Source organism: Actinophytocola sp. (genome assembly GCF_036555685.1).
GTDB lineage: Bacteria > Actinomycetota > Actinomycetes > Mycobacteriales > Pseudonocardiaceae > Actinophytocola.
Genome location: NZ_DATBKY010000188.1, coordinates 1 through 3750, shown reverse-complemented (window position 1 = coordinate 3750; position 3750 = coordinate 1). Strand labels below are relative to the sequence as shown.

Annotated in this window: 3 protein-coding genes; 2 read left to right on the top strand and 1 reads right to left on the bottom strand. The window is 73.2% G+C overall.

Annotated features, from left to right (window positions below):
* Both VH969_RS17970 and VH969_RS17965 read left to right on the top strand, forming a co-directional pair.
* Window positions 1-1526: glucosidase family protein (locus VH969_RS17970; RefSeq protein ID WP_331975613.1), on the top strand; the 1526-nt coding region annotated here is incomplete at its 5' end.
* A gap of 62 nt (window positions 1527-1588) precedes the next feature.
* Window positions 1589-2674 (top strand): TolB-like translocation protein, encoded by a 1086-nt coding sequence (locus VH969_RS17965; RefSeq protein WP_331975611.1) that lies wholly within the window; start codon window positions 1589-1591, stop codon window positions 2672-2674.
* A 43-nt stretch (window positions 2675-2717) separates the two neighbouring features.
* On the opposite strand, the gene VH969_RS17960 is transcribed toward VH969_RS17965, so the two are convergent.
* Entirely contained in the window at window positions 2718-3557 is an 840-nt protein-coding gene (locus VH969_RS17960; protein WP_331975609.1) for a hypothetical protein, read from the bottom strand.
* Between the last annotated feature and the right edge of the window lie 193 nt (window positions 3558-3750).

Here is a 3750-nt window from a genome sequence, read left to right as displayed (position 1 = left end):
CGCGCAACCTGAAGCTGCGCGACGTCGACGAGGGCCGGGCCTACCCGGAGCCGTCCGGCACGCTCAAGGAGGCGACCTGGTTCGGTGCCGGCTTCCCGGACTACCCGTGGATGTTCGGCACGGACGGCGAGTACACCTCGTTCGCCGCGGTGGCCGCCGGCCAGTTCGAGACGATCAAGGCGCACCTGCGCGGGTTGCGGGACGTCAGCGAGATCGTCAACGAACACAGCGGCAAGGTCGCGCACGAGATCGTGCACACCGGTGATGTCTACTTCGGAGTGAACGCGGACGCGGGCAACACCGACGAGACGGTGAAGTTCCCGAGCGCGGTCGCCCTGGTGTGGCGCTGGACCGGTGACGACCGCTTCCGCGACGACCTCTACGACTTCACGGTCCGCAACCTGAAGTACGTGGACTCGACGCTGGACGCGGACCACGACGGCTGGCTCGAGGGGCTCGGCAACGTCGAGCGCGCGGGCATGGGTGCCGAGAAGCTCGACAGCACCGCCTACTTCATCCGGGGCCTGCTCGACCTCGCGGACATGGCCGCGAGCAAGGGCGACACGGCCACGGAGAACTGGGCGAGCGGCAAGGCGGCCGATCTCCAGTCCCGCTTCGAGCAGACGTGGTGGGCGCCGGGTGACGCGAACGCCTACGCCGAGTCGGTCGACGACCCGGACGACCCGTCGAACGACAACACGCCGATCTTCCAGCGGCACTGGACGGGTGTCTCGCCGATGGAGATCGAGCTGCCGGACGGCAGCCCGCTGGCCAGTGCCGAGCACGGCACCACCGCGCTCGCACAGCGCGAGAAGGCCTGCTACACCGGCGAGTTCGGGCTCTACCACACCGGCAGCGGCCCGACCTCGGATCCGGCGGGCAACCCCGGTCCGTCCTGCGACACCCGGGTGTCCTCGGTGAAGAGCGAGCGCTCGACGTTCACGCTCAACACCGGCGTGATGGCGGTCGGCGAGGGCAACTTCGGCCGGCTCACCCAGCAGCGGACGTACACCACCGGCAACGCGCGCGTCCAGCTCGATCCGTCGGTCTGGGAGACCCCGGGCTCGATGCCGGAGATCTCGCCGTCGCCGGACTTCCCGGCGAACATCGGCCGGCCGTTCTACGACCGTTCGATGTCGCTGCAGGCCTGGGGCACCTACGGGATCCTGTGGCCGGTGGTCCACCAGCAGCTCGGCGTCGCGCCCGACCTGGGCAACGGCGCGCTGTCGGTGATCCCGCAGCTGCCGGACGGCCAGTCGCGCATCGGCGGGTCGGACATCCGGCTGGGCAAGGGATCCGCGGACGTCAAGGCCTGGCGCAGCGGCAACAAGCTGTCCACGCGGGTCGGCCTGCACGGGCTCCGGACCGACCTCACGGTCGGCGCGGTGCTGCCGGCCGGCAAGCAGCCGGGCAAGGTGACGTTCAACGGTCGCAGCGTCGACTTCGACGTCGTGACGACCACGCGCGGCACGGAGATCCGGGCCGCCGTGAGCAAGGACGGGACGCTCGAGGTCTCGTTCCGCTAGCGAACACACCACGGAGCCGGCCCGGATGGCATCATTCGGGCCGGCTCTGTCGTGGAGGTGCCATGCGGCGTACCGGGGCGCTCGTCCTCGTGGTCTGCACCGTGCTCGCCGGTTGTGCCACCCGGGACGTCCCGGGCCACGCCTTTCCCGAGCGGGTGCACGTGGAGAACCTCCGCGTCACCGCTGCCCGGCCGGTCGCCGCGACCGGCCCCGTCCGGCTCTCGCCCGACGGCACGCGGGTGCTGCGGCTGAACTCCGACCTGTGCGTCACGGCGCTGGACGGCTCGGGCGAGCGGTGCGCCGGCAAGGACGTGCACCCGGACACGTTGCGCGCGCAGTGGTCGCCGGACGGCACGCGGATCGCGTTCACCGAGGACTTCTGGCGCCTGCTGCTCGACCCGGACGTGTGGGTGTTCGACGTTCGCACGGGCGAGCTGCGCAACCTCACCGACGACGGCGAGGTCAAGGTCGCGCTGTCCGAGGGCGACCGGGCGGCGACGATCGACGTGCTGCCCTCGTGGTCGCCGGACGGCAAGTTCGTCCGCTTCGCGCGCGGCAGCACGGCAGAGCGGGACGCGACCGCGCTGATGTCGATCAGCGTCGACGACGGCGAGCTGTCCGCCGTGCGCGAGGTCCGGTGCCCGGTCGCGGAGCTGACCGCGCTGGCGTGGTCGGCGAAGCGGGTCGCGTGGACGTGCGGGATCACCGGCGCCGAGGTGCGCGCCGCGGACGTGTCCCGCGTTCGCGAGTGGACGGTGCTGCCGGCCGCCGGCCGCGAGGACCGCATGCTGCTGTCGTTCTCGCCGGACGGCGAGTCGCTGCTCGTGGACTCGCTCGCGCCGTACGCGTCGCCCGCCCCCGACGGCGGCCGGGCGAGGGTCGTGCCGGTCGCCGGTGGCAGGGCCCGCCCGGTGGCGCAGGGCGAGGTCGCCTTCCCCGCGTGGGTCCCGGACACCGGCGCGATCGCGTACGTCGAGCTGCCCGGCGGGCTCGAGGTGGTGGCCGGCCCGGGCGGCCCGCCGCGGGAACTGCGGCACGCCGAGCGCCTGGCGGCGAGCGACGGCATGCGGCTGGACTGGGGCAAGAACACCCTGCTGGCGCTTGTGGACGGTGCGGCGACGCTGCTGACCGTCACGACCGGCAGCTAGTGTCCTCTGGATCCACCGACTTGAGCACCGAATTCCGGCGCGGCTAGTGTCCCGCGCCGAGCACGGCACCCTTCGGCACGAGGTCGTCCGGCACCGTGAAGGTCGCGAGGAAGTACGCCGGCGCGATGCACCGGACTTCGTCGCCACCGGTGAGGTCGGCGGCGATCTTGCCGTGGCTGAGCAGCAGCACCGCGCTCGTCTCCTGGCAGCCGGCCAGCAAGAAGGCGAAGCCGCGCTGGCCGGCCGGCACCGTCCGGGTCAGCGCGGAGCCCGTGGCGCCGGACAGGTCGACGCCCCCGCCCGCGAGCCTGGCGCGCAGCCGGCCCATCGCCTCGGCGTCGCCGAGCTCCGCGGCGGCCGGGGAGAGCCGGACGGTGCCCAGCTCGACGAAGTCGGCGAGCCGGCCCGGTCCGGCGGCGGCCACCGGCGCCTGGCCGTTGACCGTCCGCACGCCGCGCACGTCCTCGGCGGGCACGGCGACGTGGACGAGCGGGCCGACCGCGCGGACGCACTCGGGATGGTCGGTGCCGCCGAGGAAGCGCACCCGCAGGTCCGTGCCGGCGCGCGTCACCTCGACCGACTCGGGCACGCGGCAGCCGGTCGAGTCGGTGGCCGCGACGTAGGTCGTGCCCGGCTCGGCCCGCCGCTCCTCGGGTGCCTGCTGGAGCGATCCGGACCCGCCGAACCAGCCCGCGAACGCGTCCAGCCGGACCGGGTCCTCGCTGATCGCGCCGAAACGCTTCGGCGCGGAGCCCTGCGGCTCGAACGCGATTACCTCGGCCCGGAGCCGTTCGGCTTCCGGCCGAGGTGTCGACCCCGCGCGGGGCTGGCCGCACGCGGTGGCGAGCAGCAGTACCGCCACCGCCAGCGCCGTCGTCCTCATGCGAAGAGGACGGAGCCACTCGCGAATCGGTTGCGTCAGGCCGGCGGAACAGGTGGCCGGACGCGGCGACCGCGATAGCCAGGATCCCGCCGCACCAGGCGTCGGCCGGCCACAGCGCGTCGCCGCCGCGCGTGTCCCGCAGCGTCGCGCCGGACCTGACCGCGCTGTCCGGTTTGTCTTCTTACCTCGCTCT

Bases quoted from the DNA above. Each gene is read 5' to 3' on its own strand.
- VH969_RS17960 (WP_331975609.1), bottom strand. From the start codon at position 3,557: ATGAGGACGACGGCGCTGGCGGTGGCGGTACTGCTGCTCGCCACCGCG.
- VH969_RS17965 (WP_331975611.1), top strand. From the start codon at position 1,589: ATGCGGCGTACCGGGGCGCTCGTCCTCGTGGTCTGCACCGTGCTCGCC.